Here is a 25,935-nt window from a genome sequence, read left to right on the forward strand (position 1 = left end):
TCAATTCTTTATTCGAATGATTAAAAAAATCTGGTATATTTTAAAACGTAATGTAATTTCAATTCAATAGAATAACCCCATTATTAATTGCTTTCTTCATTTAATATTTTCCTTAAATGAAATTGAACAAAAGCATCCATAGAATCTGAGCGTTTGGTGTTTTCGGTATAATTTAAAGGTTTAATGATATAACCTGATATTCCCAGTTTTTCTGCTTCTGTACGATCATTTCCTTCAGAAGAAGTGGTCATTATAAAAACCTTTAAACTTTTCAAATCTGCATCTTCTCTTATCACCTGCAAAAATTCTATTCCATTCATTCTTGGCATATTAATATCCAAAAGAATTACATCCGGAATTAATTTATTATTTTGATCTCTTAAAATCTTTAATGCTTCAATTCCGTTATAAGCCGTATGCAGTTCATATTCGCTTTCTAATTTCTTTAGAGAGCGCTCAACACTTATGATGTCCAGTTCATCATCTTCAATTAATAAAATTGTTGGTTTCTTCATAACTTAATTATTTCTCCAGGTAAAAATAAATTCCGTTCCTTTTCCTAGTTCCGATCTTACGGTAATATATTCCTGGTGGTCATCAATTATTTTTTTTACAATCGCGAGTCCAACTCCTGTGCTTTCTTCTTCATTTTGTTCACGAAGTGTCTGAAATATTTCAAATATCTTTTTATGGTAATCTGCTGCAATTCCGATCCCGTTATCTTTTACACAGAATTCATGAAAATGCATATACGTTTCGCAGCTTATCTGAATCAGTCCATTTTCGTGCGGCGTATATTTTACGGCATTACTTATCAGGTTCGTAAAAACCTGTTCTAATTTAATTCTTTCGGTAAACAAATCCGGCAGATTGCCTATTTGAAGTCTAAAATTTCTTGGTACAATAGAATCTGCAATTTCATGCACCAAAGTATTGGTATCAATATATTCAGGAGCGGTTTTTACATTTAATCGCGCATAGTCAAGCAATCCGTTAATAAGGGCCTCCATGCGTCTGGTTTTTTGCGGAATGATTTTAAGATATTTTCTAAGCTCTGGCGATAATTCGTCGTCATGATCTTCTTCTATCCAGCTTACCACATTATGAATACCGCGAATTGGCGCTTTTAAATCATGAGAAACAACATAAGCAAACTTATTAAGCTCTGCATTTCTATTTTGCAGTTCGTGAATGTTTTTATCGAGTTTTCCCGACATACTGTTTAATGAAGTGGCCAAAGCCGTCAATTCATCATTACGAGTATCTTCTACAATAGTAAAATTTCCTTTTGAAATATTTTCGGCAAGACGCACCATTGCAGTAATCCTTTTATTAGTTATAAACATTATAAATATAGTGCTTAATATGCCAACAATTATGGTTAGGGTAAGAAAAACGAGAGAAAAACTTCGGGTATATCGCAAAGAAGTCAGCAGCATTTCAGTATGGTGTTTTCTTCTTTTGTATTCTATTTTATCAAATCTGGAGAATTTTTTAGAAATGGCGTCGTTTATTATTTTTCCCACATGCTTCTTTAAGGAATTTTCAAATAAACTTTTATACGATTCCGGCACATCTTTTCTCGATTTTATTAATTCTTCTGAATATAGAAGCCAATTACTGTGCAGTGAACTTATAGAATCTAATATGGACCGTTGTAAATTTTGTTCTCCTACAAGAACCTGTTCTTCTTTTATTAAATCCGGAACTTTCTTAAGCCCTTTATAATAAGTATCCAGAAAGGTTTGATCTTGTGTAAGCAAATAACCGCGAAAGGCACTCTGCATCTCAATAATCGCTTTATGGGTTTTATTAGAATTACGAATGATTTCTTCTGATCTGGCAAGAAACTGCGAATTGAGATACACCTTTTTAGAAAGCATATAATTGGTGTACGAGTCTGCCACAGACAACAAAATTACAAGCGTAAATGCAAGAAGAATTTGAGTTGATAATTTCATTCAGTTAAGATTATGAAGCGCCCAGAGCATAATATGTTTTTATTATCTAATAAAAATAATAAAAAATAAAATCTTTTCTGAATAATTTTTTAACACAAAAATTGTTGTAAATAAAACCTGTAATTACGAGAGAATATGCCGGCTAATCTGCCACAACATATTGCTTTAAAATATTCTTTAACTCATTAAAATTATTCGGTTTTGAAATAAAATCCTGTGCTCCATACTCTTTGGCTTCACGAATAATATCTTCCAGCTGCGAAGTAGAATAAATAATAATGGGAATTTCTCTCAATTTTATATCCTTTTTTATTTCGGTTAAAAACTCTATACCAGACATAATTGGCATATTCAAATCCAGAAATATAATATCTGGTTCGATTTCTTTTTGAAGAAGTTTACGGAGTGCCTCAATAGGATTATAAATAGCGGTGTAGTTTACAGTTGAAACTGCTTCTAATGCTTCCAGAAACAATTCGCAATCGTCTGAATCATCATCAATCTGAAGGATTCTGTGGTAAGACATAATGTTTATTTTTTTTTAAGTTAATCCAAAAAGCCATTCTTATGCTTTTACTATCAGGACATTCCTTAAGTTTCCTTAATAAACATTCTAATGAATACATCAATTGCTCATTGGTACTTTAGACCAATGTATATTAAATATCTTTTTATAAATTTAATACTTTTTAATGGATATAAGACTCAATTTTGATTAAAATAAATTGAAAAAACTGAGTTTACAAAAAAAGGAAAAATTCGAAATATCAGACCAGATACCGATAAGTAGTACTATTTTCTTAAATTTTTCCTTTTTCGAGTGCTCTTTAGATAGTTTTAAAATCTTTATGTTTACTTTGCGGCTGACAAAATTATGTTATGCGAATAGTTAATCTTTCAGCCTAGCCAATTAAATAAAGTAGTCAAAGATGGAAAAACATATCGTATCAATATCACCTATAAACCTGGATGATACTACTATACTCGATACTCAAATAATAAAGGCCGATTTATTACCCGATTCAGGATCACAATTAGATTCTACGGAAATGAAAGAAAGACCTATTTTAGATTCTAGTATTCCGTATCGGGATTTAACCAACACCATTACCAAAAAAGAAAGTATTGCGCAGCTGATTGCTAAACTAGATGTTGAAACTAATCTTAGATACCAGAGAACGGTAGAAGACACGTATTGTAATGTGTACTCTTACGATTTTTGCTATTTCTCTAAAGTATATCTTCCAACGGTTTGGTGGACGGATGAGGCATTGCAAGATATAGTGCAAGGACAGGAAGTAAAAGCTGTTTTTGATGATACTGTTTTACGCATTTATTCTAGTGCCATACACGATTGGTTTCTGGAATGGAGCGGCTTTTTTGGATGGGAAAGAATATTTTCTGTTGATGAAATGCAGCAGAAAGTAAATACGAACGGCGGAATTGGTATAATCTGCGCCAAAAGAAAAGAAAAAGGACTTTCCGGACACATTGTTCCTGTTGTTCCCGAAACGGATCTGCATAAAGCATATCGCGAAGACGGAATTGTTGTGTATCCGCTTCAATCTCAAGCCGGAAAACTGAATTATAATTACTTTTCGGAAGTTAGAAAAGACTGGTGGAATGATGAATTATATTCTTCCCATGTTTTTTATTATCATGAATAAATAAGGCAATTAAAACAATTGCAGCTATCTTTTAAAAAATTATTGATTTTCAGCACATTAACCACTTGGAAATGATATAATAATATATTACTTTTGCAACTTGGAAAAAACAAGTATAGCAAAAGTCGCAATTTAGCTATTCTTCGCCTTAAATTATTGATAGAAAAGCAATTAATAAAAAATAGCGGTTTTATAACCCAATTGTAAAATTTTATTTTTTATCAGGCTTTCAGACGATTTAAGCGGAACTTCCAAAAACAATATTATTCCTATAATTTTAAAAGTAAATAAAACTTATAATGGAGCTGCAAATATGCTTTATCCATTAAAAGATTCCGTCTCCGATATAATCGGAACAGATTTTTATTGCCGAATAACCAAATTTTAAAAGTTTAATTAATCATAAAAAAAGAAAGATCGTATAAATGAAAGACAATCAGACAAAAAAATATTATTGGGGAATTGGATTAGAAAACGAAACCTATATGCAATTTGAGGAATCCCTTTTAGTTTCTGGTGAATTTATACAAGAAAAAATTGGTTTTGAAAAATATAGCATTGACTATAGAAAATGCTATAAACCAGAAAGCTTGGCTCCTATGCTAAAAAAAGCTTTTAATTTAAACGAAACCTACAAAGTGAGCAGAATGATGAACAGTCATTCGCTTGAAAAACTAGACATCAACTATCAGCACAAAACTTTGTCGGCGGCAAAAACTACAGCTGGTACTGGCGAAGCAAATCCACAGCCACTTGAAAATCCTGAGTATTTAGGAAAATCTATCATGGAACTTTTCCTTGAAGATCAGCCATACAATATTCAGAGCATGATTACGCAGCGAAATAAAACAATGGGTTCTGTACATTTTGATGGGGATTCTATCGAATTTGTTACTAAATATTTTGAAAACAGAACGATTGCTGATTCCTGCAAAGAACTGAAAGCGACTAAAAAGTTATTTCTGGATAAAATCAATGAATCTTCTGTTTTAAACGGAAAATTAAACTTTCCGGATTATAACAATGGTCTTAATATGTTTATGACGAATCAGGAAAATCTGGTTTTGTTTAATAACGGAACGTACCATTTTCATATTACTTTGCCTTCGTTAACAGAAGACAGCAGAATTGTAGATTATAATGAGTTTGAAAAAACACATGCCAATGCGATTTACTTGCTGCAATGGTTTGAACCTTTTTTTATAGCAACGCTTGGAAGTCCTGATATTATGGGCGTAATAAGTGACAAATTTGGTTTGGATAAAAAATTTACTTTGGGTTCTATGAGAAATGCTATGTCTCGTTACATTGGCGTAGGAACTTATAATAAAGCGATGCCAAAAGGTAAAATCTTAACTTATAAAGTGGATGATTTTAGAAAACTACTCAAATTTGAAAAGGAAGAAAACATTTGGTGGCGCGATCAGATTGAAGCTGAAATGGAATATGAAATGCTTTCGGAATTAGGTCTTGATTTTAATCAGGAAAAAATGTACCAAAGTGGTTTTGAATTCAGAAGTTTTGATGAATTTCCGGCGGCATACTTAAACGATGTTCTTTTTTCTATTATTTTAATTTGCGAGCATTCTCTAAATCTTCCTGATGTACAATGGGGACATGACAGTAAGGCTTGGAATAACTTGGTTTTTAAATCTTTAAAAATGGGTTATTCAACAGAAATTAATGAAGTTGAAAAGAAAGAGGTTTTGGATTTACTGCAATTATTAAATCCTTCAGACGCTAATTATGACACGCTAAAAGCTGAATTTGAAGCAATCGTAATGTTAGACGAATTCTTCTTTAAAATACTAGCTGTTTTACATGAAAAATACAAAGACAATAATATTTGTCTGGATGCGATGTACGGACAAAAAACAAGTTCTCCGCCAAAATGGGATAACTTTAATAAATATCAAACAGAGAAACATTTACAGCAAATTGGTTCTTTGAATTAATTTTTATTTAATTATTGAAATATAAATCCTCATTATTGTTAGAGCAATAGTGGGGATTTTTTATTTTAAATCTCGATTTAATCTTTGTCAAAGTTTAAAACTTTGAAAAAGATTGCGTGAAAATAATTTTCTCAATCTTATCATTTCGCAATTGAAAAACTAAGAAAGAAAAAAATATTTTGTAAATTGGAGAAAAGAATCAATTCTAAAATCTCATGAAAATAGCCACTTATAATGTCAACGGAGTTAACGGACGTTTGAATGTTCTGCTAAAGTGGCTTGAAGAAACTGCTCCGGATGTTGTTTGTCTTCAGGAATTAAAAGCGCCTCAGGATAAATTTCCGGAAAAAGCTATTGCAGATGCTGGTTATAATGCAATCTGGCACGGACAAAAACAATGGAATGGCGTGGCTATTCTGGCTCGTAATATGGAGATTAACGAAGTAACGCGCATTCTTCCGGGCGATGATGAAGATATTCAAAGTCGTTATATTGAAGCGCTTATAAACGGTGTTGTTATCGCTTGTTTGTATCTTCCGAACGGTAATCCTGCACCCGGACCGAAATTAGAATATAAATTAAAATGGTTTGACAGACTTCATGATCGTGCTGCAACTCTTCTAGATTTGAAAGTTCCTGTAATTCTTGTAGGTGATTATAATGTTATGCCAACAGAATTGGATGTATACAAACCAGAGCGATGGCTAAAAGATGCGCTTTTTTTACCCGAAGTTCGTAAAGCTTTTCATGATCTTGTGGCTCAGGGATGGACAGACGCTATTCGGAAATTATATCCTGACGAAAAAATATATACTTTTTGGGATTATTTTAGAAATGCCTACGAGCGTGATGCAGGTCTTAGAATAGATCATTTTCTGCTGAGTCCGCAAATAGCAAAAAAATTACTTTCTGGAGGTGTTGACCGTCATGTGCGAGGCTGGGAAAAAACCAGTGATCATGCTCCGGTTTGGATAGAAATTGATCTAAAGTAATATTTGAACTTTAATCTTCAACAACTTGTAACTGCGATTCCATAAATTTTCCGGTAACAATTGTGCCGTCTTCGGCTTCCCATTCCGTAATGACATTTTCTATCAAATCGGGTTCAAAGCCAATTACTTTCATGATTTGATTTCCGAATTCCTGCTGTACATTTTGACCTTTTGCAAACATCTTCTTTAGTTTTAATGTTATAAAATATTTCATTTATAAAATTAAAGTATCGACTGGAGAAAGGTTTATAAAATTTCCAACGTTTATTATATGTTTACAAGGGAAGTTTACCTTGGCAGATAAATGTAAAATGTAGTTCCTTCTCCGGGCTGGCTTGTAAAGTTAAGCGCGCCATTATGGTTTTCGATAATTCTTTTGCAAAGTGCTAAACCTATGCCGTTTCCACCATATTGATCTCTGTCATGCAGTCTTTGAAACATATCAAAAATACGTCCGGAATATTGACTGTCCATCCCGATTCCGTTATCAGCAATTTTGATCAAATGATAATTTCCTTTTGGCATAAATTTATCTGTATCCTCAACACTTTCTGCTGTAATAAAAGATGCTGTAATCGTAACTGTTGGTTGTCCTGAATTGAATTTCAAGGCATTATTTATCAAATTAAAAAACAACTGACGAAGCTGTGTGCTCAATCCTGCAACTTCTGGAAGTTTGCTTAGATTTATTATAGCGTCTTTCTCTTCAATAACTAAACTTAAATCGTTTAGCGTTTCATGTATAATTTCGTTAAGATCAACTTTGGTAAGCACTTGCAGATTATTGTCTACTCTGGAGTAATTAAGCACATCGGTAATAAGATCAGACATTCTGCCTGCAGCATTTGTAATTTTGTCAAAATAATATTTATTTCTTTGTTCTTCTGTTAAACCTTCACCTGCCCTAGAAAGCATTATTCTGATTTTGCGCAGTGGTTCCTGAAGATCGTGACTTGCTATATAAGCAAATTGCTGTAATTCTCTATTTTTGAATACAAGTTTTGAATTGGCGTTTTCTAACTCTCGCTGTATTACTTTTAATTCTGAGTTATTTTTAAGAGCTTCTTCAACTGTTTTCTGTCCATGAATATCTACAAAATAAACCAGCCAGCTGTTAAATGTTCCGTCTTCTGCTTTATTTGGAATAATAGAAATTAAATGCCATATATAAGCATCATCTTTTTTGATGCGGGTTTCCCCAACATACTGCGATTTATTTTTCTTTGTTTTATTCCAACGTTCAATTAGATCGTCTACATCATCAGGATGAATAAAACTTTTTATTTCTTTTTTGTCAAAAACATTAAAAGGAGCCTGCAGATAATCCCTAAGCGAATCATTGGTAAGCAAAACCTGATTACGATCATTGACAATACAGATTAAAACCGGAATTGTATTAGACAAATGCCTATATCTGTTTTCACTTTCTGTGAGTTTTTCTGAAAGCGCAATAAGCTCAATGTTTTTCTTTCTAATTTCATCATAAGGAGACAAGGGCGGTTCATATTTAAAATAATCCGCCAGTGTCTTTATTTTTGCTTCAGAAAGAAGACCCGGAGTGGGTACTTTTTGACTTAATTGTGTTATTGAATAGTCATTTGCATAACTGTATTCGAGATTTTCTGAGATTTTAGCAGCATATTTAAAAGCTTCGGGATTGCATTTTTTAAGATCTACGGTATCATTAATTATAGCCACTATCTCTTTATGAGTAGTTTTTATAATATTGATTCCTAATGTTAATAATGAATTTTTTCCATTAGCGATAGAACATCTTGCAACCTCAGATACGGCTGTAGAAAATCTGGTTTGTGCAGATGATGGCATACCGCACATTTCTGCAATTTTCATAGATCGCTTATGGGCCAGAATAAGGTCCATTTCATTATCAAGATTAATCTTTACAATCTCTTTCATAGCCCTTAAATTATTTTACCTACCAAGATTGTTGCATCATCTGTACCTCTTAAATTATCTTTGTACAATGATGCTGCAATTACGTCGGGACTTTGTTTAATGATCGACATCAAATCGTTGAGATTCCATCTTGTGCGTAATCCATCGCTGTGCATTACAACAATCTGATGTTTTTGGTAAGGAACAATGGTACTATTAATAGTTCGCGGAATATTAAGACCAATAATTCCGTTATAAGGCGAATATGTTTTATTTTCCAAACCTCTAAAAATACGAGTATTAATATTTCCGATGCCGCAGATATTCCAGGTTTGCGCCTTATAGTCAACCACAGCAACTGTAGCAACCAATCCCCTGCTCTTTTTTACACCTTCATGAATATCTTTCAGTATCATTGCGGCATCTGTTGCTGTAGAGTGCTCAAAGGCTTTTATGGCCAATCGCACAGCTTCATGAGCATTAACTCCATGACCAAGCCCATCACCCACAAAAATCTGAAAACCATTTGTAGAATACTTAATATGATAACCATCTCCACAAACTTTTTCTCCGGGATAATTTACACTTAATACAGCATGACTAAAAACTGGCGGCCTTGCACTAACTTCTTCATATGCTTTTTCTCCAATTTTTATATACTGCACAGTTCCCCATCCTTTTTGAGAATAAATTTGAAAGTTGTTACTTAATCTTTTAATTGCACCCAAACCATGTCCGAGAGTATTAGAAGTAGAGTAACCGTCATTCATTATTTTGGCAACATTATCAATTCCGACACCATTATCCAGACAAAATATTTCGATCTCCTTTCGTTGATCATTTTGACAACATCGATACAAAAATTCTCCGCCGCCGGCATATTTTATTAAATTAGAAGTTAATTCTGCAACAATAATATCTGTTTCTGCGGCGCGATGAGGACTAAACCCCGATTGAAGCGCCAAGTTGTGTATTTCTCTCTTTATAAAAGCAATCAGACTTCGATCTTCAATTTTGTAACTGGAAAAAGTACTATCCATTTTTCCATTTTATTATAGTAACAGTTGTTCCAACTCCCATTTCCGTTTTTATATCAAATTCATTTACGAGCCTTTTAGTTCCTGGTAAGCCCAGACCTAAACTCTTTCCTGTACTATATCCGTCCCTCATAGCCAAATCAATATCAACTATTCCCGGACCATTATCTATAAAGGTAACACGAACGCCTTTGTCCCGGCCATTCGTAACTTCTTCTACCATAACTTTTCCGCCTCCTCCATATTTTAAAAGATTACGAACAAGTTCACTAGTCGCTGTAATTAGTTTGGTTTGATTTAAAATACTCATCCCTACTTTTACACCATAATCACGAACGCGGTTACGCAATGGCACCACATCCTGTTCTTTTATAACTGGAATTATTTCTTTATTCGTCGTCGTTATCATCTATCTGCTCTTCGTTATCGCCATTATACATTTTTGCGCGAAGCAGATCCATCCCCTTTTCAACATTTAGCGCACTAATAACGCCATTAAGTGACAATCCTAATTCTACAAGTGTAATGGCAACAGCTGGCTGCATACCTACAACCACTGTTTGAGCGTCCATTATTTTAGCCATTACTGCAATATTCCCAAGAATACGACCCATAAATGAATCTATAATAGAAACAGCAGATATATCAATTAACACCCCTTTTGAGTTGTGTTTATTAATTGTATTTATTAAATCAGATTCTAGATTTTCTGCCAGCTGATCATACAAATCAACTTGTATGGTTACCAGCAAAAAATCTCCCATCTTTAGTATAGGAATTCTTTCCATATCATTAAAAATCTAAGTCGATTATTTTCTTTTCACAACAGTAAGCTGCAACATATTAAATGCTGTTTGAAGAGCACTTGCCAAGGTAGCTTTGGTAATTATTCCTGTAAGGTCTATTCCTAAATGTACAACAGTCTGCGCAATCTCAGGGCGAATACCACTAATGATACATTCTGCACCCATCAATCTAGTTGCACTTACGGTTTTTATTAAATGTTGTGCTACAAGAGAATCTACGGCCGGTACACCAGAAATATCTAAAATAGCAATAGAGCTTTCTGTATCTACAATTTGCTGTAAAAGATTTTCCATCACGATTTGAGTACGTGAACTATCTAATGTTCCAATAATCGGTAAAGCCACAACGCCATCCCAAACACGGATAACAGGTGTAGAAATTTCGCTGATTTCGTCTGTTTGTCTTGAGATCACATCCTCACGGCCTCTCATGAAAGACTCAAAAGTCATGATAGTCAAGTTATCTACAATTGCGTTTAATTCTAGATTTGCAGCATAAAGTGTTGCTTGATCTTTTTCTATTTCTGAAAGAATCTGTGAAGCAGCTTCTTTAAAAGAAATCATATATTGTCCGGTTTCTCTAGGTGAAAAACCACGTTTTGCTCTTGAAATTGAAATTCCTGTAAGTAAATCATAAAGTTTTTCGAAAGCATGAGAATTTAAGTTCTCACTATTGCCTCCCTGCTTTAGAGCGTCTAATAAAAGTGAAGTAAATTCTTTTGATTCTTCTTCTTCCGTAACTCCATCAGTCGATCCTCTCTCCATTAGAAGTTTTGCCCAGATAGTATTTATTTTGCTTTCGTGCTCTTTTAAGCCCCCTAAGACGTTGTTTTGCATTTGTAGTGATATTTGGATTCATAACAAATATAATAATAAATAAGAGCTCTATGTTAAAATAATACAATTATTCCTAAAAATAAAACACAATCATTTAAAATACTAAATAATACAACAATAATAATTGAAATAATTAAATCTAAAATATTAAACAATAAATACTTACAGATAATGCAACCCTTATTTCGTTCCGAATTTTACAATTTGCAATTTTAAATTGTGCAGAATATTTACGTCAGTTTTTATACCGTTTTTGAAGAACTCCCGACGGAATTTCTCTATTAATAACACATAGAAATGTAATAAAACTGAACACGACTAAATAGCGACATTGATTCTATTTTTGCGCCATTTTCAGTTTTAAAACAGTTACAGAATAAGCCGCCAAATTTAATGGAGCATTTTCGCCTTTTAATATATATTCACTTTCTTTTGGACTTATTTTTTTAGGAGAAGCAAAAGTATTTTCATCTTCTAAATTTGGGCTTGTAAGTGTAATAATAGTTCCTTTTGAAGCAAATTTTGTTCCTTTTAAATCAACATTCACTTCCTGAGATTTTGAAGAAGTATTGATTAATTTTACAATTACTTCTTTACTGTTTAAATCTTTTACCGCCGAAGCATACAAATCGTTTTGTCCGGTTAATGGTTTTCCGTCTTTTGTAATAGACAATAAATCTGTTCCTTTATTGGTAGAAAAAAGTTTTTGAACATAATAATTGGCAGAACCATACGCCTGTAAATTATTAAACCAAATCATATCCGGTGTCCATTGCCAAGCATCTTCGTGCGCCATTAGCGGTGCGTAAGAAGTAAGATTTACAACTTCGGCATTTCTTTCTAATCCGGTCATAAAAGCAGCTTCAGAAAACGCACATTCCCAATTGTTTCTATTGTTTGGATTGGCTCCCGAAACACTTTGCGCAGCATATTCTCCAGCAAATATTTTTGGACCTTTTCGGTCGTAATTATCGTAACGCGTTGCATTTTCTCTAAACCATTGCGGACTTTTGTAATAATGCTCGTCTATAAGCTGTGCATTTAGTTTTTTAAGTTCAGCCATTCCAAAATCAAAATGTTCACCATCTGGCGATGGGCCGCTTCCAGAAACTATAATAATGTTGGGATATTTTGCTTTAATGGCTTTTTCAAAAACTTTATATCTTTCTATATAATCTGGGCCCCATTGCTCATTTCCAACACCAATAAATTTTAAGTTGAAAGGTTTTGGATGTCCCATATCAGCGCGTAACTTTCCCCAAGCTGTATTTTGATCGCCATTGGCAAATTCAATTAAATCTAAAGCATCTTGAATATAAGGGTCTAAATCTTTCATATCAGCCAATTCTCCTGTATTATATTGGCATGCCATACCACAGCTTAAAATAGGAAGCGGACTCGCGCCAATATCTTCCGATAATTGAAAATATTCGTAAAATCCTAATCCAAAACTCTGGAAATAATCAGGAGTTTGTTTATGGCTAAATTCTACGTTCCAACGATTGATCATCGTTTTTCTTTCTTCAACTTTCCCAACCGATTTTTTCCATTGATAACGATCTGCCAAAGTTCTTCCTTCAACAATACAACCGCCCGGAAAACGTAAAAATCCTGGTTTCATATCATATAAAAGCTGTACAAGATCAGTACGCAATCCGTTTTTTCTGTTTTTCCAGGTATCTTCCGGAAACAACGAAATCATATCTACATCGATAGTTCCCGTTCCTTCAAAAGTTATTCTTAGTTTGGCTTTTGCTTCTGTCTCCGTTGCGGTAAATTCTGCCGTATAATTTTTCCAGTCATTTGAAGTTGGAATAATACTCGTTTCGCCAATAACCTTTTTGTCTTTATCAATAAACTGAAATATGATTTTTTTGATCGCTCCGTCGTGATTTGCAGCTTTTAGAGAAAGATTGTATTGAGCATCTTTTTTAACCCCCATCCCTCTAAAACCTTCATTGATAATTTCGTAGCCTTTAGCATCATTGATCAGGATTCGGCAAAAATTAGAATTGTTTTTATTTTCTACTACATTTATTGGCGTTGCGGTTCCCGAAAGCATATTCAAAGAGGATCTTTTTGTATTCGGCTGCTCCCATCCCATCAAAGGTTTATCAAACTCAAAAGATCTGTTTTTAATCATTTCTGCATACAAACCGCCGTCTGCCGCAAAATTGATGTCTTCAAAAAACAAACCGAACATCGTAGGCTGAATTTTCGTAATAGTTTTAGCAACATCAACTTCTAAAATCGTTTTTTGTGCATTGGCATACAAACCGCTGAATAGCAATCCGCCAATAATTATTTTTGTAATGGTTTTGTTTTTCATTTGTTGCTGTTTTCACTCTTCCTAATTATTTGATTATCTTGTAGTTGTATCTCTCGCAGATTTTGCAGATTGAGCAGATTAAATTCTTTTGTTTTTTCTCAATTTGTGAAAAAAAATTCGTGAAATTCGTGGCAAAAAAATCCTTTTAATCCTATCAATCTGTGGCAAAAAAGTTTCTCGCAGATTTGGCAGATTGAGCAGATTTTATTTTTTCATGATTTTTATTCTTTCAAAACACATTGCTATGTGTGAGAAACTAGTTTCTTTTGATATTCTTTTTTTATCAAAAGAAATCTATGTTTCTATGTGTTAAAATAATTATTGTTTTTTTACTGCTTCGTACTTATCTGGAAAAGCGGCTTCTCCGTCTAGATTATTCACTTTTAAAACATCTACATTCTTGCTTTCTACCGCATATTTAAAATAATCCTGCTTGTTCTTTCCCCAAGTTACAGAACAATTCTGAACTTTAATATTTTCTGCGGTATCAAAATAAAATCCTGATGTACTACCTTTTATAAAACCTTCTGCCTTTAACGGACGTCGGTCGTAAATACCACCCGGAATATTAGAGAATTTATCTATCGAAACATTCACCCCTTCAAAAACTATATTTTTAATTTTATCTTTTGATTCGCCGCTTACATACACTCCGTTTTCTCCAAAACATTGAATATTAGTAAAATAAATATTACTGATTGCGCCAACTTTTCCTTCTGTCGCTCCTTTAGGAAAACGCCAGTTGGCATCTTTATGATTCCCGCTTGCACGGCTGTACGCCGTTACATAAATAGGTTCTGCTTTTCCCCACCAAGTATCTGTCGTTAAACGTCCTTCGACAATCATATTTGAAAATATAACATCGCTTACCGTTCCTTCATCTCGATTCTGAATCCCAACGCCGCGATTGCTGTTTTTAATAATACAATTATTGAAAACGACTTGCCTGATCGCATCCATATTTTCTGAACCAATTTTGATCGCGCAGCTGCTGCTCGTCATGGTGCAATTGGTAACCGTTATGTTTTCGCAGGCACCAAATTCTTCAAATTCTCTTCTGTTTTTTAGGCAGATACAGTCGTCGCCGCTTTCGATATAACAATCGCTGATACGAACATTTTTAGAATGATCTAAATCAATTCCGTCGCTGTTACGGACTTTTAAGCTGTTTAATAAAGTAATACCGCTGATTACAACATCATTACAACCCACAAGATGAATGGTCCAATACGCAGAATTACCAATATGAATGTCTTTTATTCTGATGTTTTTTCCGCCAATAATCGTTAACACGTGAGGTCTTGGATCTAAAATAGTAAAAGGTTTTAAAACATAAGAATCTGCTAATTCTTCGCCCATAAACGAAATTCCATTACCGTCTATTTTTCCGTTGCCACTGATAGTGAAATTTTCTACATTTTCGCCTCCAATCCAGATTGTGCCTTCTCCGGGATTGGTCCTAAAAGCACTTTTTGTATATAATTTTTCATCTGGACTTGCTAATAATTTTGCTCCCGCTTCTATATGTAATTCAATATTTGATTTTACATCAAAAGGTCCGGCCAAAAAAGTAAACGGCGCCGGAATCAAAACTTGTCCGCCAGTTTTACTGCAGGCATCTATTGCTTTTTGAATTGCTGTGGCATCGTTGGTTTTTCCGTCTCCTTTGGCTCCAAATTTCTTTACATCATAGACTTTTTGTGCCGAAGCTGTCAGCGAAATACAAAAAATAAATACGGTAATTATTAGCTTTTTCATCATTATGTTTTTTTACTTTGTCTAGTTTTAGAACACGGATTAAACGGCGATTCGCTTTCGCGAAAACGCAGATTTACACTGATTTTTTACATCTAATTTTCACATTCAGTTTTATTCAATATTTAAAGAGAAAAAATCCGTTTAATCCGTGTCATCTGTGTTCTAATTTTACACCATTTTAAACCCCGCTATAAACAGAAAATCCTCCGTCTAAAGTGATTTTTGATCCTGTAACAAATTTTGAGGCGTCGCTTAGTAACCAAACCAAAGCACCAATTAATTCGTCTGGATTTCCAAATCGGCTAAAAGGCGTGTTTTGAATAATTAAATTTCCTCTTTCTGTTAGACTTCCGTCTGTATTGGTTAAAAGTGTTCTGTTTTGTTCTGTCAGGAAAAATCCCGGCACGATTGCGTTTATTCTAATTTTATCTCCAAATCTTTTGGCTGCTTCTACGGCAAACCATTTTGTATAAGAATCAATTGCCGATTTTGCCATACTGTATCCTAAAACTCTGGTTACGGCATGATCTGATGAAACGGAAGAAATATTGACAATACTTCCTGTTCCAACATTTTTTATCACTTCACCAAAAACCTGCGTTGGTAAAATTGTTCCGAATAAATTAAGGTTCATTACCTGCTGTAAAGCTTCCATATTCAATTGAAAAATATCTTTTCCGGGCTGAATCACAGCGTCTGGCATATTTCCTCCTGCGGCATTTACCAATCCGTCTATTTTTCCGTATTTAGAAACTATTAAATCACGTGCGTCAATTAAATCCTGTTCTTTTGTTACATCGGCAATTAAGGCAATGGCTTCTCCTCCATTTTTTACAATTGCCGCTGCTCTTTCTGTGGCTACTTTTTCGTTGCGTCCTAACACACCTACTATGCCGCCTGCCTCTGCAATTCCGTTGATAAAAGCTTCTCCTAATATTCCAGTAGCTCCGGTTACTACTATTACTTTTCCTTTTAATGAAAAATTGTTTTCCACGTGTTGTTTATTTAAAATTTAGTAAATCAGTTTTTTTCAAATTTAAAACTACTTACTGGGGAATTAAAATGTATTTTACTTTGGTTTGTTAACTTTTTAATCTGAATCAATTTTAGACGCGGATGACACAGATTCACTATCGCGAAAACGCGGATTTCAACTGATTTTTTATTCCTGTTTTAATTCAATGCTAAAAAGAAAAATCCGTTTTTTTTCAGCGTCTTTACGAAGTAAATCCGCGTCATCTGTGTTCTTATTCCTCAATCTTTTATTTTTTAGGCAATTCAAATGTATTTTGCTTTGGTTCATTCACTTTTTTCAAACTCTCCGTATCAAGATTGGCAGACAGTACCTCTTTAAAAATAATCTGCTGTATTTTATCCGAGGGAACATTAATATTTTCCATAACCAAATCTTTTACATCATCAAAAACAAAGGCTGGACGGAAATCTTCTTTTTCCAGAATCAATTTTATGTTTTTCATCTGAATACCATTTACGTGGCGAACATAAAATCCCCACGATGGCAATTCTCCAAACATGGTAAATTCCGGATATCCTTTTATATTTTCTAAAACGTCTTTTAATCGGCTTAAAGGCAAATATGCCATTCCTTTTGTGGCTCTTCCGGGATAGGTGATTTCGATATTTTCTAACGTTACATTTTCGATTGAATATCCCGGAATTCCTGCAATAGAAGCCGGAAATGGATTGTGAAAATAATCTACTTCGGGCCCGCGCATATCATAATCGATATCGGGACGACCAAATGGAATCTGAGCTTTTACATCTTTTATACTTACATTCTTGATATAGCCCGGTTTGTCTCCGTTTCGATGTCCTAACCGAATCAAAATTGCGTTTCCTGTATTTACGGCTGTAATATTCGAAACTTTAATATTCTCAATTTCAGCACCATCTACAGATTCAATCGCAATTGCCGATCTAAAAGTGTCAAAAACCTGAATATTTTCTATGGTCACATTTTTAAAACTTCCGTACGAACCTGTGCCAAATTTTAAGGCATTTGCACTCGATCTTACCGTGCAGTTTGCGATATAAATATTGTTGTTCTGCAATCCCGGAGTTTCCGATTTTAAACAGATTCCATCGTCTGCCGAATTTACGTCGCAGTTTGTAATTCTCACGTTTTCGCAACCGTCAATATCAATTCCGTCATTGTTCCAATAGGCTCTGCTGTCTACTTTTATGGCATCAATTACAATATTTTTAGACTGATCAAAACATTGCACCCAGCCGGAACTGTTTTTGAGTGTGATGTTTTTCATTGTTATGGAATCACATTTTACAAACGAAACCAATTTTCCTCTTCCGTCACTTGAGCGAAGTCTTCTATAATTGTAATTCGGATCTATTTTTACTCCTGTATGATGAAGACTGTCGACTGCTAAAGCCAATTCTCTTCCTTGTCCGTCGATAATTCCTTTTCCGGTTATGGCGATATTTTTTGAGGCATTTGAAATAATCAAAGCTCTGATTTCTCCAAACTTTGGATAATCTTCCGGATTTGTACTTCCTAATAAAACTGCATCTTCTTCAAAAAATAAATTGACACCGCTTTTTATTACAATACTTCCAGTTAAAAATTTTCCCTTCGAAAAAACAACTCTTCCGCCTCCATTTTTATTCGCTGCATCAATTGCTTTTTGAATTGCTTTTGTGTTTAATGTTTTACCATCGGCCACTGCACCAAAACTGGTTACGGGATAATCTTTCTTTTTGCCAGCGTACATTTCTACATTGAAACTCAACTGCAAAAGGAAAAGTAACATTACAGCAAACTTGAAAGTTTTATTATTACTACTAATCATTTTATTGTTATTTCTTAATTTAAAAATCCGTGAAAATCCGCGTTTTTGCAAAGCAAATCCGTGTCATCCGCGTTCTAATTATTTTACCAAAACACCGTATATAAAGCAACCAAAATACTGCAGATAATAAAGGAACCAACCACAAATTCTGAAGATACTTTAAACATGGAAGTATCCACTTCTATGGTATGATTTTCATGTTGTTCTTTTGGTTCTGATTTTAACAAACTGACTGCTATCATGATAAAGACTATGATAAAAAAAGCGATTGTCATTCTATCTAAAAACGGATAATCAGGAAAAGCGCCATTGGTCCACATTGGCAGAAATTTTAAAACTGCTGCAATCGGCACAGTCAGCATTGCGCCGGCAAGTCCTGCTGATGCCGTTGTTTTTTTCCAGAACATTCCCAACAAGAAAATCGCCAAAACTCCCGGTGAGAAGAAGCCAACATATTCTTGTATAAATTGATACGCCTGATCTAATGTTTTTAATTGAGGTGCAACAAGCGCAGCAATTATCATACAAACTACTACGCACCATCTTCCGGTAAGCACTAATTTTCTTTCTGATGCGTCTCTGTTGAAATATTTTTTATAAATATCTAATGAAAAAATAGTCGAAATACTATTCGCTTTTCCTGCTAAAGAAGCAACAATTGCCGCTGTTAAAGCTGCTAATGCTACACCTTTTAGTCCCGCAGGCAAAAGATTCATTAAAGTTGGATACGCATGATCTGGTTTTAAAACTCCGGCTGCATCCACCATTTCTCTTTGAAACATTCCGTTTTGGTGCATTACATACATCGCAATTCCGGGTAAAACGGCAATAATTGGCACTAATAATTTTAAGAAAGCAGCAAATAAAATTCCTTTACGGGCCGTTTTTAAATCTGCTCCTAATGCTCTTTGCACAATGTATTGATTACAACCCCAATACGCCAGATTATTAATCAGCATTCCGCCAACGATTACAGAAAGTCCCGGTAATTCTGCATAATGCGGACTTGATTTATCAAATATCATGTGAAGATGATCGGGCGCTTCGTCTTTTATAATAGAAAGCGCTTTTAGAATGTCTTTGCCAAAACCAAATTGTTCTGATAATAAGGTCAGGGATAAATAAGTCGTTACCAAACCTCCCAATATCAATACTACTACCTGAAAAATATCGGTATAACCAATTACTTTCATACCGCCTAAAGTTACTATTACGGCAAATAAACTCAAACCTACAATGCAAAATTCGAAACTAATTGGTGCTATGGATGAAATCGCCAAAGCGCCTAAATAAATGATCGAAGTAAGATTTACAAATACGTATATCAATAACCAAATGATTGCCATTATGGTACTTACGGTGCCGTTGTATCTTTTTGCCAAAAACTGAGGCATGGTAAATATCTTGTTTTTTAGATATACGGGCAGAATAAACATCGCAACCAAAATTAAGGTTGCAGCAGACATCCATTCGTAAGATGCTATGGCTAAACCAAGTGCAAAACCAGAACCGCTCATGCCAATAAAATGCTCTGCCGAAATATTGGATGCTATTAAAGACGCTCCAATGGCCCACCAAGTTAGCGAACCTTCTGCCAGAAAATATTCGTTGGAACTGGTTACTGCATTTTTCTTACTTCTGTAAATATACATTCCGTAGGCTGTAACTAAGATGAAGTAGATGAGGAAAACAATGTAATCTGCGGATTGTAAGACATTCATAATTGGTGTGGTTATAGTTAGTATTTTTAGTTATTTAGAAGAAAATATCCTGACTAAATAAATTTTGAAAGCAAAGGTTTTTTTGTGGTTATTGAGGTTAGAACCTTTTGCGTTTCTATTTTTAAACTTTCAAAAGCAATTTCTTTTTATAGAGAAAATAAAGTAAAATGAGCTGTACAATTGTGACCGAAAGCGTTGTAAAAACGGGCTGCCAAATGATTGGGGCAAATTTGATAAGTCCGCCAAATACAAATCCGGCTGTGTGCGCAAAACTTACTAATCCTTCTGATGCCATATATATTAAAATGGAATTTGAGCCAATTAATATTAAAGGAAATGCCCATTTGTGATATCCTAAAATATCCATTATGACATAAAAAAAGACAAAAAATAAAATACTGCAGCCACCAACAAAACATACAAATGAGCTGGACCACAAATGTTTATTGATCGGGAAATCAAAATCCCAAAGAAGTCCAATTGTTATTAAAATAAGAGCCGAAGCGATTATTATTACGACTTTGTTATTTCTTGAAAAATAAGGACTTTCGGTTTTTAAAAATGTTCCTAAAAACATTCCTAATAATGCTGTGGCAATGGCTGGTATTGTAGAAAATAATCCTTCTGGATCATAGACTACGCTGTGTAATCTTCCCGGCAGGAAAAGTCTGTCTATGTAACCTTCTAACGATCCTTCTTTGGTTAAAATACCGGCTCCAAAACCCGGAACCGGTATTAGTTTCATAGCCAAATAATAACCAATCAAAATACCTATGAACCAAATTATCTGTTTTTTTAAATCGAAATTTAAATAGATTAATCCGGCAAAAAACCAAGCCAGACCTATGCGTCCTAATACGCTGGCAAAACGCGTTTGATCAAAACCGTCAAAACGTAATAATCCGTTTACTATAAAACCCAGTACGATTAAAATACAGGTTCTCTTTAGCATCGATACATATATTTTTCGTTTTTCTTTTGCGGGTAATTCTCTTGGTGTTTTTACTCCTGCTAGAGCCATTTTCTTTTCAAAAGAATACGGCATAGAAACTCCTGCAACGAATAAAAATATCGGAAATATCATGTCGTAAAACGTAATACCTTCCCATTCTGTATGATGCAATTGCGATGACATCCACACAAAAACCGGAATTGGCGCAGCTTTAGCCAAAGCATGAATGATATGCTCGCCGCTCATAATCCAAAACATAACAAAGCCTCGCAGCGCGTCTAAAGAAATTAATCTTCCAGATGTAATTGTTTTACTCATACTTTATTGATTTATAAGCATATTTTTAGTGTTGATGCTTTTTTAAGCATCAATAATTTTGTTGATTTTTTTAATGAAATGTAACGTTGTTTACGCTTCAACTTTGTCAAAGTTTTAAACTTTGACAAAGATTATACGGTTGAATTTTCCATGCATTTTGTCATTTCGACGGAAGAGAAATCTTCACTAGAAGCTCGACAAAGTTTGATTTTGTTAGTGAGATTGCTTCGTTCCTCGCAATGACCAATCTTTGTCAAACTCATAACTCATAATTTACTCTATCGGCTTAATAACAAACCCATAACTATATTCACTTTGTTTTAATAAATAGGGTTCGTGCGGCGGTAATCCCCAGCTGTTGTCGCCGCCTAAGCCGCGCTGCGTAAGGTCAACACAAACTACTACTTCTTTTCTTGGTGTAATATCGCTGGCGTGAATGTTCTTTTTTGATAATCCAGCGTCAAAATCACTTGGATAATTGTTTAAAGTACTTATTCCCAAAGGCTGTAAACCTTTTATTTCTAAGCCTTTTCCGGCATTATTTAAAAGTGTAAACCAGCGAACATCCGTTTTATATCCGTTTTCCTGCGGACGTGTGTACGGCACATATTGATCTGCTACTTTACTTTGATAAATTCCTTTTAATGCCGAAGTATTTCGGTCTGGATAATTTTCTAAAGGGCCTCTTCCGTAATAATCCAGATTTTCTAATGCTTCTTTCAAAGTAAAAATCATTCCGAAACGTGGTATTTCCGATACTTTATTCTCCCCTTTTTTATAAGAAGACTGGATTTCTAAACTCCCATCATTATTAAGTGAATATTTAATCGAATATTCAGAGAAAACATCATTGAGTTTCATTTTTGCAACGACATAACTTTTCCCGTTTTCCTGCACCATTTGAATGTTTTCTACAGTCAAATTATCACCAGCTGTTCGCCAAACATTTGCTTTTATATCCATTTTGTTTCCGTAATCATTATCTGTTGGCGCTCTCCAAAAGTTAGGTTTGGGATATTGTTTAAAATATTCTTCGCCTTTTAAACTGTAATAGGAAATCAAACCAGTCGTTTTGCTAATCTTAACGGTAACATTTGCAGTACTTAAAATAAATTCTTTTTGTTCTTCTTTACTATTTGAAGATGAATTTGCCTGCTCACTTTTTGCAAAATAATTTTCATTTTGAAGAACAAATTGTTCTTTGGCAATTTCAAAATTTTCGGGTATTAATTCTGTACTTGTTTTAGTACAAGCAAAAACATTCAATAAATATTCTACTCCTGATTTTGATGGTAATTGAGGAAGATTAATTTTAAACTGTTTTTTAGATTTTGGACTTAGTACAACCTCAATTGTTCCTTCTTTTATACTTTTTCCGTTTTCTAAAACCTGATATTTGAAGTTGTAATTACTCAAATTTGTAAAACCAAAATCGTTTGTAATTTCGATAAGTCCATTTTTAAGATCTACGGCACTAAACAAAATATCCTGATATACTTTTTTCACTTCAAATGCTCCGGGATGCGGTGTACGATCCGGCCAGACTAATCCATCATTACAACCGTTTTCGTCATTTGTATCATTTTGACCGCCCATATCACCGCCATACGCCCAATATTCGCGTCCGATTTCATCTTTCATTTTAAAACCCTGATCTACCCAGTCCCAAATAAAACCGCCCTGCATATTTTTGCTTCCGCGAATGATATCCCAATATTCCTGAAAATTACCGTTGCTGTTCCCCATTGAATGTGCATACTCACACATAATATACGGACGCGTTACTTCTTTGCGCGCTGCATATTCTTTCATGTAAGCAATTGTCGGGTACATTGGACAGACAATATCAGTGTTTTCATTTTCTTTGGCTTGTTCAAACTGTACCAAACGCGTGTTATCTCTGTTTTTTATCCATTTGTAAGCATCATGAAATACAGGCCCGTTGGCACTTTCATTTCCTAAAGACCAAAGGATTACAGAAGGTGCATTTTTGTCTCTTTCTACCAAACTGTAAATTCTGTCCATGTGAGCGGCATGCCATTCTGGAAGATGACCCGGATTCGTTTTTGGATTCATCCAAATTAGAGGCTGTCCTTCTACTCCCATTCCGTGACTTTCTATATTCGCTTCGTCAACCAAAAAGATTCCATATTTATTACAAAGTTTTACCCATAAAATATTGTTCGGATAATGACTGCATCGCACTGAATTTATATTCAGCTGTTTCATCATTTTGATGTCTTTGATCATCGTCGCTTCGTCCTGATAATGTCCGGTTACAGGATTATGCTCATGAATATTAACGCCATGAATCATTAATCTTACTCCGTTTACGAGTAATTGTCCGCCTTTTAATTCTACTTTTCTAAAACCGATTTCGGTAGAAGTCGTTTCTATTATAGTGCCTTTTTCATTTTTTAAAGTAAGGAGCAGCGTATATAAGTTTGGTGTTTCACTGCTCCATAACTTCGGATTGGAAACGTTTTGAGCAAAATTGACTGTCTGCGTTTTCCCTGAAAAATTTACCGCAATCTCTTTAGTAAAAATATTTTTTCCTGATGCATCAACCAATTTTGCAATTAATTTTTGGTTGTTTACAGCACTTGAAGTAAAGTTTTTTAAACTCACATCAACATTCAAACTTCCGTTTTTGTAATTGGCATCTAAATTAGGTTTTGCAAAAAAATCTGAAATACGAATATCTCCTGTGCTGTACAAATACACATTTCTGTCTATTCCAGAAAGTCTCCAGAAATCCTGATCTTCAAGATAAGAACCATCGCTCCATCTGTAAACTTCTACCGCAAGATCATTTTTTCCGGGTTTTAGGTATTTCGAAATATCAAATTCTGCAGGGCTTTTTGTGTTTTCTGTATAGCCTACTTTTTCTCCGTTTACCCAAATGTACATGGCTGATGTTCCGGCTTCAAAATGAAGGTAAACGTGTCTGTTTTTCCAGTTATCAGGCAGCACAAAATCTTTTTTGTATGAACCGACCGGATTATCCGAATGATTGATAAAAGGCGGATTTCTTTCAAATGGATAGGTAATATTGGTATAAATTGGAATTCCGTAACCATTTAATTCCCAATTTGAAGGTACTTGAAGTTCGTTCCAGTGCAGTGTACTAAAATCGGTTTTATAGAAATCTTTCGGACGCTGGTCTGGTGTTGGCGACCAAGAGAATTTCCATTTTCCATTTAAAGAAAAATAATACGGCGAATTGGCATAATTGTCCTGTACAGCAGCCGTTTCGTCTGCATACGGAAGAAATGATGCACGCGCGGGTTCTCTATTAATCTGAAATACTTCTGGATTTTCCCAATCGTTTCTAGTTTCCTGTCCTGTTACGTTTGAAACGCACAGTACAAGTACACACAATAAAAGTATTCTATTTTTAATTTTTTGCATTTAATTTTATTTTAGATATCTGTTGGGTATATTTTTTTAAACACATAGAGACATAGTTTTTATTGCGTTAAAAAAGGCGTTTTACTTTGCATAAAAACATCCCGATGCTTCGGGACTATGTGTGAGAAACTAGTTTCTTTTGATACTCTTTTTTTAGTTCAAAAAAGAAAATCTATGTTTCTATGTGTTAAAATTTCTCTCCCGCAGATTTAGCAGATTAAGCGGATTTATTTCCTAATCTTTTTAATCTTCAACAACATTCAAAGAAATAATGAAGCTTTATTAAAAGTTCAATTTTTCTGGCAGATATTTCGCAACTAATTCTTTATAATATGGCAATAAAGCTTTTACATCTGGTTTTACAGGAGCTTTTGTATACAAATCGTAAGGGTTGAATTTCTTTACCCATTCAAACATTTCTACGTCTTTCTCCGTCATCAAATGTCTGTAAGCATTTTCTTTGTGTTGTGAGTAAAATGAATGATATCTTATCATATATAAAGCTGGTTCCGGCAAATGATCCTTCATAATCTGATACAAATATTCATCATGTCCCCAGCTCATTTTCACATTATCAAGTCCGCAGTTTTCTGTGTAAACGCCAAACTTGGTATTGAATCTTGGATCGGTGTAATCTGGATTTTCTTTGAAAAATTCCGGATATACAATTTTATCCGAATACGCGCATCCAACCGGAAATGTATCACCTACAACTGCCCATTGAGGCTCGCCAAACAAACATAAAATTTTTCCGAGATCGTGTATAAATCCTGTCAGTACAAACCAATCGGGCTGACCGTCGGCTCTAATAGCTTCTGAAGTTTGCAGAAGATGCTGCGTTTGATCTAAATCGATATCCGGATCGCTGTCGTCAACCAGTGTATTTAAGAAATCAACGGCTTCCCAAATTGACATTTGTTTTTTATTAAACTGCAAAAATTCTTCCTCTTTGCTGCATACAAAATCGTAGGTTTGATAGGTATGGTTTATTCTGTAAAACTCTTTTACGGTTTCTACTCGTTCTGAATCGACGTAATTTCTAAATTCTTCTTTCTCTTTTACGGGTTCAGACGGATCTGGATATCGTACTAACAAATCATCTTCCCATTCATCTAAATTGTGCAACGGATTGTCTGTGTCTATATGCTTTTTCATAAGTGTGAGATTAAAAGTTATAAGACAAAAATAGAATTATACCTGCAATTCAAAATGGACTAATACATCAAAAACATGGATGAATTTTAATTTTAGGTCAAATTTTCAATAAGTTACAGTTAATTCTTGAGGTGCTAAGGTTCTGAGGGACTAAGGTGCTAAGTTTTTTTTAGAAAAAGGTTTTGCCACGAATTGCACAAATTTCACTAATTTTTTTTCTCAAATATATTCGTGAAATTTGTGCAATTCGTGGCAAAAAAACTTTGCGCCTTCACGCCTTTGCGAGCAAATTTAGTCAGTAGATAAAAATAATAC

The 25,935-nt window shown here is 34.3% G+C and carries 20 protein-coding genes; 3 read left to right on the top strand and 17 right to left on the bottom strand.

Translation table 11 applies throughout. The features are described from left to right. Positions 1-83: 83 nt before the first annotated feature. The 3 genes from EV144_RS23040 to EV144_RS23050 form a co-directional block, all read right to left on the bottom strand. Complete coding sequence (locus tag EV144_RS23040) at positions 84-515, bottom strand: response regulator (RefSeq protein WP_134151497.1); 432 nt, start codon at positions 513-515, stop codon at positions 84-86. Positions 516-518: 3 nt separating this feature from the next. After that, the gene (locus tag EV144_RS23045) at positions 519-1,961 is read right to left on the bottom strand and encodes an ATP-binding protein (RefSeq protein ID WP_134151498.1); all 1,443 of its coding nucleotides are present in this window, start codon (positions 1,959-1,961) and stop codon (positions 519-521) included. Between the two features lie 142 nt (positions 1,962-2,103). After that, positions 2,104-2,487: a response regulator gene (locus EV144_RS23050; protein WP_134151499.1), complete on the bottom strand. Its 384-nt coding sequence runs from the start codon at positions 2,485-2,487 to the stop codon at positions 2,104-2,106. A gap of 403 nt (positions 2,488-2,890) precedes the next feature. Between EV144_RS23050 and EV144_RS23055 the strand changes: the two genes are divergently transcribed. The 3 genes from EV144_RS23055 (at position 2,891) to xth (ending at position 6,575) form a co-directional block, all read left to right on the top strand. Further along, positions 2,891-3,628 carry a hypothetical protein gene (locus tag EV144_RS23055; protein ID WP_134151500.1) on the top strand — a complete coding sequence of 246 codons (738 nt, stop codon included), beginning with the start codon at positions 2,891-2,893 and terminating at the stop codon, positions 3,626-3,628. 425 nt (positions 3,629-4,053) lie between these two features. Beyond that, positions 4,054-5,583: a hypothetical protein gene (locus EV144_RS23060; RefSeq protein WP_134151501.1), complete on the top strand. Its 1,530-nt coding sequence runs from the start codon at positions 4,054-4,056 to the stop codon at positions 5,581-5,583. Between the two features lie 215 nt (positions 5,584-5,798). Then, positions 5,799-6,575, top strand: a complete 777-nt coding sequence (gene xth / locus EV144_RS23065; RefSeq protein ID WP_134151502.1) for an exodeoxyribonuclease III — start codon at positions 5,799-5,801, stop codon at positions 6,573-6,575. Positions 6,576-6,585: 10 nt separating this feature from the next. Here xth and EV144_RS23070 read toward each other — a convergent pair whose 3' ends face one another. The 14 genes from EV144_RS23070 to EV144_RS23135 form a co-directional block, all read right to left on the bottom strand. After that, a complete protein-coding gene (locus EV144_RS23070) occupies positions 6,586-6,789 on the bottom strand; it encodes a hypothetical protein (protein WP_134151503.1) in 204 nt (67 codons plus the stop codon). A 74-nt stretch (positions 6,790-6,863) separates the two neighbouring features. Then, the gene (locus EV144_RS23075) at positions 6,864-8,492 is read right to left on the bottom strand and encodes a sensor histidine kinase (RefSeq protein ID WP_134151504.1); all 1,629 of its coding nucleotides are present in this window, start codon (positions 8,490-8,492) and stop codon (positions 6,864-6,866) included. 5 nt (positions 8,493-8,497) lie between these two features. After that, complete coding sequence (locus tag EV144_RS23080; RefSeq protein ID WP_134151505.1) at positions 8,498-9,511, bottom strand: SpoIIE family protein phosphatase; 1,014 nt, start codon at positions 9,509-9,511, stop codon at positions 8,498-8,500. Further along, positions 9,504-9,917, bottom strand: coding sequence for an anti-sigma regulatory factor (locus tag EV144_RS23085; RefSeq protein ID WP_134151506.1), 414 nt, complete (start codon positions 9,915-9,917; stop codon positions 9,504-9,506). Before EV144_RS23085 ends, EV144_RS23080 begins: the two co-directional genes overlap by 8 nt. Continuing rightward, positions 9,898-10,260 (bottom strand): STAS domain-containing protein, encoded by a 363-nt coding sequence (locus tag EV144_RS23090; RefSeq protein ID WP_243854737.1) that lies wholly within the window; start codon positions 10,258-10,260, stop codon positions 9,898-9,900. The genes EV144_RS23085 and EV144_RS23090 overlap by 20 nt, the downstream gene beginning before the upstream one ends. Before the next feature lie 57 nt (positions 10,261-10,317). Continuing rightward, complete coding sequence (locus EV144_RS23095; protein ID WP_134151508.1) at positions 10,318-11,151, bottom strand: STAS domain-containing protein; 834 nt, start codon at positions 11,149-11,151, stop codon at positions 10,318-10,320. A gap of 337 nt (positions 11,152-11,488) precedes the next feature. Beyond that, on the bottom strand, positions 11,489-13,480 hold the full coding sequence (locus tag EV144_RS23100) for an alpha-L-arabinofuranosidase C-terminal domain-containing protein (protein WP_134151509.1): 1,992 nt from the start codon (positions 13,478-13,480) through the stop codon (positions 11,489-11,491). A 318-nt stretch (positions 13,481-13,798) separates the two neighbouring features. After that, entirely contained in the window at positions 13,799-15,238 is a 1,440-nt protein-coding gene (locus EV144_RS23105; RefSeq protein WP_243854738.1) for a glycoside hydrolase family 28 protein, read from the bottom strand. Positions 15,239-15,416: 178 nt separating this feature from the next. Next, the gene (locus EV144_RS23110; protein WP_134151511.1) at positions 15,417-16,232 is read right to left on the bottom strand and encodes an SDR family oxidoreductase; all 816 of its coding nucleotides are present in this window, start codon (positions 16,230-16,232) and stop codon (positions 15,417-15,419) included. A gap of 268 nt (positions 16,233-16,500) precedes the next feature. After that, positions 16,501-18,063, bottom strand: coding sequence for a glycoside hydrolase family 28 protein (locus EV144_RS23115; protein WP_243854739.1), 1,563 nt, complete (start codon positions 18,061-18,063; stop codon positions 16,501-16,503). Between the two features lie 83 nt (positions 18,064-18,146). Next, on the bottom strand, positions 18,147-19,784 hold the full coding sequence (locus EV144_RS23120) for a sodium/sugar symporter (RefSeq protein WP_134151512.1): 1,638 nt from the start codon (positions 19,782-19,784) through the stop codon (positions 18,147-18,149). A gap of 121 nt (positions 19,785-19,905) precedes the next feature. Then, entirely contained in the window at positions 19,906-21,054 is a 1,149-nt protein-coding gene (locus EV144_RS23125) for an acyltransferase family protein (protein ID WP_134151513.1), read from the bottom strand. A gap of 273 nt (positions 21,055-21,327) precedes the next feature. Then, a complete protein-coding gene (locus EV144_RS23130) occupies positions 21,328-24,465 on the bottom strand; it encodes a glycoside hydrolase family 2 TIM barrel-domain containing protein (protein WP_134151514.1) in 3,138 nt (1,045 codons plus the stop codon). Positions 24,466-24,747: 282 nt separating this feature from the next. Next, complete coding sequence (locus tag EV144_RS23135) at positions 24,748-25,620, bottom strand: inositol oxygenase family protein (protein WP_134151515.1); 873 nt, start codon at positions 25,618-25,620, stop codon at positions 24,748-24,750. Between the last annotated feature and the right edge of the window lie 315 nt (positions 25,621-25,935).

Source organism: Flavobacterium sp. 270, from assembly GCF_004368785.1.
Taxonomy (GTDB): Bacteria; Bacteroidota; Bacteroidia; order Flavobacteriales; family Flavobacteriaceae; genus Flavobacterium.

What these genes read in the sequence shown, in the direction of transcription:
- EV144_RS23040 (WP_134151497.1), bottom strand. Translation starts at nt 515, where the DNA reads ATGAAGAAACCAACAATTTTATTAATTGAAGATGATGAACTGGACATC.
- EV144_RS23045 (WP_134151498.1), bottom strand. Translation starts at nt 1,961, where the DNA reads ATGAAATTATCAACTCAAATTCTTCTTGCATTTACGCTTGTAATTTTG.
- EV144_RS23050 (WP_134151499.1), bottom strand. Translation starts at nt 2,487, where the DNA reads ATGTCTTACCACAGAATCCTTCAGATTGATGATGATTCAGACGATTGC.
- EV144_RS23055 (WP_134151500.1), top strand. Translation starts at nt 2,891, where the DNA reads ATGGAAAAACATATCGTATCAATATCACCTATAAACCTGGATGATACT.
- EV144_RS23060 (WP_134151501.1), top strand. Translation starts at nt 4,054, where the DNA reads ATGAAAGACAATCAGACAAAAAAATATTATTGGGGAATTGGATTAGAA.
- xth (WP_134151502.1), top strand. Translation starts at nt 5,799, where the DNA reads ATGAAAATAGCCACTTATAATGTCAACGGAGTTAACGGACGTTTGAAT.
- EV144_RS23070 (WP_134151503.1), bottom strand. Translation starts at nt 6,789, where the DNA reads ATGAAATATTTTATAACATTAAAACTAAAGAAGATGTTTGCAAAAGGT.
- EV144_RS23075 (WP_134151504.1), bottom strand. Translation starts at nt 8,492, where the DNA reads ATGAAAGAGATTGTAAAGATTAATCTTGATAATGAAATGGACCTTATT.
- EV144_RS23080 (WP_134151505.1), bottom strand. Translation starts at nt 9,511, where the DNA reads ATGGATAGTACTTTTTCCAGTTACAAAATTGAAGATCGAAGTCTGATT.
- EV144_RS23085 (WP_134151506.1), bottom strand. Translation starts at nt 9,917, where the DNA reads ATGATAACGACGACGAATAAAGAAATAATTCCAGTTATAAAAGAACAG.
- EV144_RS23095 (WP_134151508.1), bottom strand. Translation starts at nt 11,151, where the DNA reads ATGCAAAACAACGTCTTAGGGGGCTTAAAAGAGCACGAAAGCAAAATA.
- EV144_RS23100 (WP_134151509.1), bottom strand. Translation starts at nt 13,480, where the DNA reads ATGAAAAACAAAACCATTACAAAAATAATTATTGGCGGATTGCTATTC.
- EV144_RS23105 (WP_243854738.1), bottom strand. Translation starts at nt 15,238, where the DNA reads ATGAAAAAGCTAATAATTACCGTATTTATTTTTTGTATTTCGCTGACA.
- EV144_RS23115 (WP_243854739.1), bottom strand. Translation starts at nt 18,063, where the DNA reads ATGATTAGTAGTAATAATAAAACTTTCAAGTTTGCTGTAATGTTACTT.
- EV144_RS23120 (WP_134151512.1), bottom strand. Translation starts at nt 19,784, where the DNA reads ATGAATGTCTTACAATCCGCAGATTACATTGTTTTCCTCATCTACTTC.
- EV144_RS23125 (WP_134151513.1), bottom strand. Translation starts at nt 21,054, where the DNA reads ATGAGTAAAACAATTACATCTGGAAGATTAATTTCTTTAGACGCGCTG.
- EV144_RS23130 (WP_134151514.1), bottom strand. Translation starts at nt 24,465, where the DNA reads ATGCAAAAAATTAAAAATAGAATACTTTTATTGTGTGTACTTGTACTG.
- EV144_RS23135 (WP_134151515.1), bottom strand. Translation starts at nt 25,620, where the DNA reads ATGAAAAAGCATATAGACACAGACAATCCGTTGCACAATTTAGATGAA.